The 3,046-nt window shown below is 62.0% G+C and carries 4 protein-coding genes; 1 reads left to right on the forward strand and 3 read right to left on the reverse strand.

Translation table 11 applies throughout. The annotated features are described in order from the left end of the window. Positions 1 to 1,243, forward strand: a 1,243-nt coding sequence (locus QZ184_RS10990) for a DUF3769 domain-containing protein (protein WP_296419645.1), incomplete at its 5' end; no start/stop codon positions are given. Here QZ184_RS10990 and QZ184_RS10995 read toward each other — a convergent pair. The 3 genes from QZ184_RS10995 to QZ184_RS11005 all read right to left on the reverse strand — a co-directional run. Then, positions 1,237 to 1,740 (reverse strand): pentapeptide repeat-containing protein, encoded by a 504-nt coding sequence (locus QZ184_RS10995; RefSeq protein WP_296419647.1) that lies wholly within the window; start codon positions 1,738 to 1,740, stop codon positions 1,237 to 1,239. The genes QZ184_RS10990 and QZ184_RS10995 overlap by 7 nt on opposite strands. Before the next feature lie 54 nt (positions 1,741 to 1,794). Continuing rightward, positions 1,795 to 2,418, reverse strand: a complete 624-nt coding sequence (locus tag QZ184_RS11000) for a 3-isopropylmalate dehydratase small subunit (RefSeq protein WP_296419649.1) — start codon at positions 2,416 to 2,418, stop codon at positions 1,795 to 1,797. 25 nt (positions 2,419 to 2,443) lie between these two features. Continuing rightward, the coding region (locus QZ184_RS11005) for an aconitase family protein (protein ID WP_296419651.1) at positions 2,444 to 3,046 on the reverse strand (603 nt) is incomplete at its 5' end.

Consider the following 3,046-nt stretch of genomic DNA (forward strand, 5'->3'; position numbering starts at 1 on the left):
CATTGCCGATGACGGCGTGGATCGCAGCGGCATCTACTTCGGCTACAACCTCAAAGAAATTGAACTAATCAAAGGTCGCTCCTTCACCAAACCCAACGGTGTCCGTGTTGAAGAGCAACCCCTGAAGCTCAAAGTGCAGCCACAGTTCATGGTGGCGCGGGCCCTGAACGGGCAGGTCAATAGCTTTGTGCTCCCTGGCGATCCAATCGGCGGACCCAACGGCTCCCAACCCGCTCAGATCGGCGACCTATTCGGTGCCCTGATCAAGCTCGAAGGTTCTGTCTTTGGCTACTCCACCAGCGACTTCACCGTCAGCCTGCCAACGCTGAATCCCCAAAACATGGCCAACGGCACCCGCAGCTGGGGCGATTTCTCACGGCAGATCTTTATCCCCAAAATTGGCTTTGTCCCAGGCGGCACTTACACCACCCGCCTCTTTGGGGCCTATCGCTACAAGACCTACAACGGATCGCTCGGTCAACAGGATGTCTACTCAGCACTGGGCGCTTCGATTGAGCGCCAAGGCGACCTGAAGCCCTGGGGAAAGATCAACCACAACTATTACTGGCGCGCAGCCTTCGGCAACTTCCAAGGCACCGAATTCGACACCTCGAACCTGATCGACAGCACCAGGGGCAGTTTCTATGGAGCGGTGAACAGCAGCTTGCAGCTCTGGCGCGGCAAAGCAGGGGATCGGAATAACCCCAGGACCACCCAAAACACCCCCCGTCCAATCGAGCCCGGACTGCGGCTCAACACCAACACCAACGTCCGGCTCGACTACTACGGCGATGGCACAAGCCAAAACACCATCACCCTGACAGGCGGTCCGACGCTCACCTTGGGCCGGCTTGAGAAAAACTTCTTCGACTTCACCGAGATCTCCATCTCAGGCGGCGGCAGCCTCCAGCAAGGTCAAAGCCCCTTCAGCTTTGATCGCAATGTCGACCTCGCCACCCTGGCCTTCGGCTGGAAGCAACAGCTCTTTGGTCCATTGCTCTTCAGCGGTGGTATCGGCTTCAACGTCGATGGCAATTCGGGCTACTACGGCGACATCACCGGATCCTTCGCTGAGCTGATCTGGCAGCGCCGCGGCTACGAATTCGCCATCTACTACAGCCCCTACGAGCAGGTCGGTGGCGTCCGCGTGAAGCTGAACGACTTCAACTACCGCGGAACTGGTCTGCCATTCGTGCCGTATACCCCGACCGATTTCACCAAGAAACGCCAGGGCCTCTATTGAGGCGGTAACGCCGGCAACGGGCTGGGTCCATCCAGCAGTTCACCGCCGACCATCACCTGGCTGCCGGTGAAATCAACACCGACGAGGATGGCCTGATCGAGCTTCAGCCCAGGGGTCAGGGCCTGAATCATCACAGCTCCGCTCAAATCGGCGCTGCTCAAGTTGGCTCTCGATAGATCCGCATTGCTCAGCCGGGTCTCCTGCAGCCGTGCACCCTCCAAGTTGGCGCCACTGAGGTCAGCCCCCTCCAAGTTGCTGCCCCTGAGGTCCGCCCCGCGCAGATCCGCTTCGCGCAGATCGATGCCGTTCAGCATCAATCCACTCAGGTCCGCGCCGCGCAGATCACAGCCTCGGCAGTCAGACCAAGCCGGAGCAACCAGCGCCGGCGCCCCTGAAAACGGCTCCACGCTCAGGGGAGCGGATTGCCCGGTGCCAGGGCAGCCGATCAATGCGAGCACCAGGGCTGTCGATCCGCCCCCAAGCCAGCTGCTCGCCATGGCCCCTACGCCGCTATCTCATTCATAGACAGTGGAGCAACTGTCCGCCACGAATCAGGCGGCTTGGAACTGACGCAGATAGGGAAGGCGCTGGGCCGTGGCCTTGAGTGCGTCGTCATTGGCCAGCAACTGGCCCGTGGCATCCCACTGGCCGCTCAGCAGCATCTGCTTGGGACCCGCCGCCAAGGTCAGCTGCCACCGCTGATCGCCGCACGAGAGCGTCAAGGACTCCACATCCACGACAAACGAAGCGGCCGCATTGGCTTCAGCGACGGCCTGAATGGCCAGCATGGTGTCGTGGTCGGCTGAGAGACAGGGGATCCCCAGCGCCAAACAGTTCCCGTAGAAGATCTCAGCGAAGCTCTCGCCGACCACGGCCCGAATACCCCAGCGCATCAGGGCCTGCGGGGCATGCTCGCGGCTGGAGCCACAGCCGAAATTGCGGTTCACCAGCAGCACGGAGGCCTCTTGATGCTCCGGGCGATCAAAGGGATGGGCACCGGCCAACTCAGCGCGGTCATCGGCGAAGGCCGCAGGCCCGAGGGCATCGAAGGTGACGCACTTGAGGAAACGGGCCGGAATGATCCGGTCGGTGTCGATGTCATCGCCGCGCACCACAACGCTGGTGCCAGAGACGCGGCCGATTGAACCGGAGGGGAAAGAAGTGGAGCTAGCCATCGGTTGAGAAGAAAAACGCGAGCAATCAGGCGTTGAGCAACGCGCGCACATCACTGACGCGGCCATGAATCGCTGCCGCGGCCACCATCGCTGGGCTCATCAGCAGGGTGCGGCCACTGGCAGAGCCCTGACGTCCCTTGAAGTTGCGGTTGCTAGAGCTGGCGCTGATCTGGCGACCTTCCAAACGATCAGGGTTCATCGCCAGACACATCGAGCAGCCCGGCTCGCGCCACTCAAAGCCCGCCGCTTCAAAGACCTTGTCGAGACCTTCAGCCTCAGCGGCGGCCGCCACCTGCTCGCTGCCGGGGACCACAAAGGCCTTGATCCCTTCTGCCACATGGCGTCCCTTCGCCACCGCTGCCGCGGCCTGAAGATCGCTCAAGCGGCCATTGGTGCAGCTGCCGATGAAGCAGACATCCACCGGCAGACCGGCGATCGGGGCGCCGGGTTGCAAATCCATGTAGCGGTAGGCCTCTTCCGCCAGGGGCCGCTCATCGGGCTCGGTCTGCTCCAGGGTGGGCACGGCCTCGTCGACCCCGATGCCTTGGCCCGGGGTGATGCCCCAGGTGACCGTCGGAGCAATGGAAGCCGCGTCAAAGCGCACTTCATCGTCAAAGACCGCGTCGCT

The sequence above is a fragment of the Vulcanococcus sp. DEBay_Sum22DG08_74 genome (assembly GCF_017852955.1).
Taxonomy (GTDB): Bacteria; Cyanobacteriota; Cyanobacteriia; order PCC-6307; family Cyanobiaceae; genus Vulcanococcus.

What these genes read in the sequence shown, in the direction of transcription:
- QZ184_RS10995 (WP_296419647.1), bottom strand. Translation starts at nt 1,740, where the DNA reads ATGGCGAGCAGCTGGCTTGGGGGCGGATCGACAGCCCTGGTGCTCGCA.
- QZ184_RS11000 (WP_296419649.1), bottom strand. Translation starts at nt 2,418, where the DNA reads ATGGCTAGCTCCACTTCTTTCCCCTCCGGTTCAATCGGCCGCGTCTCT.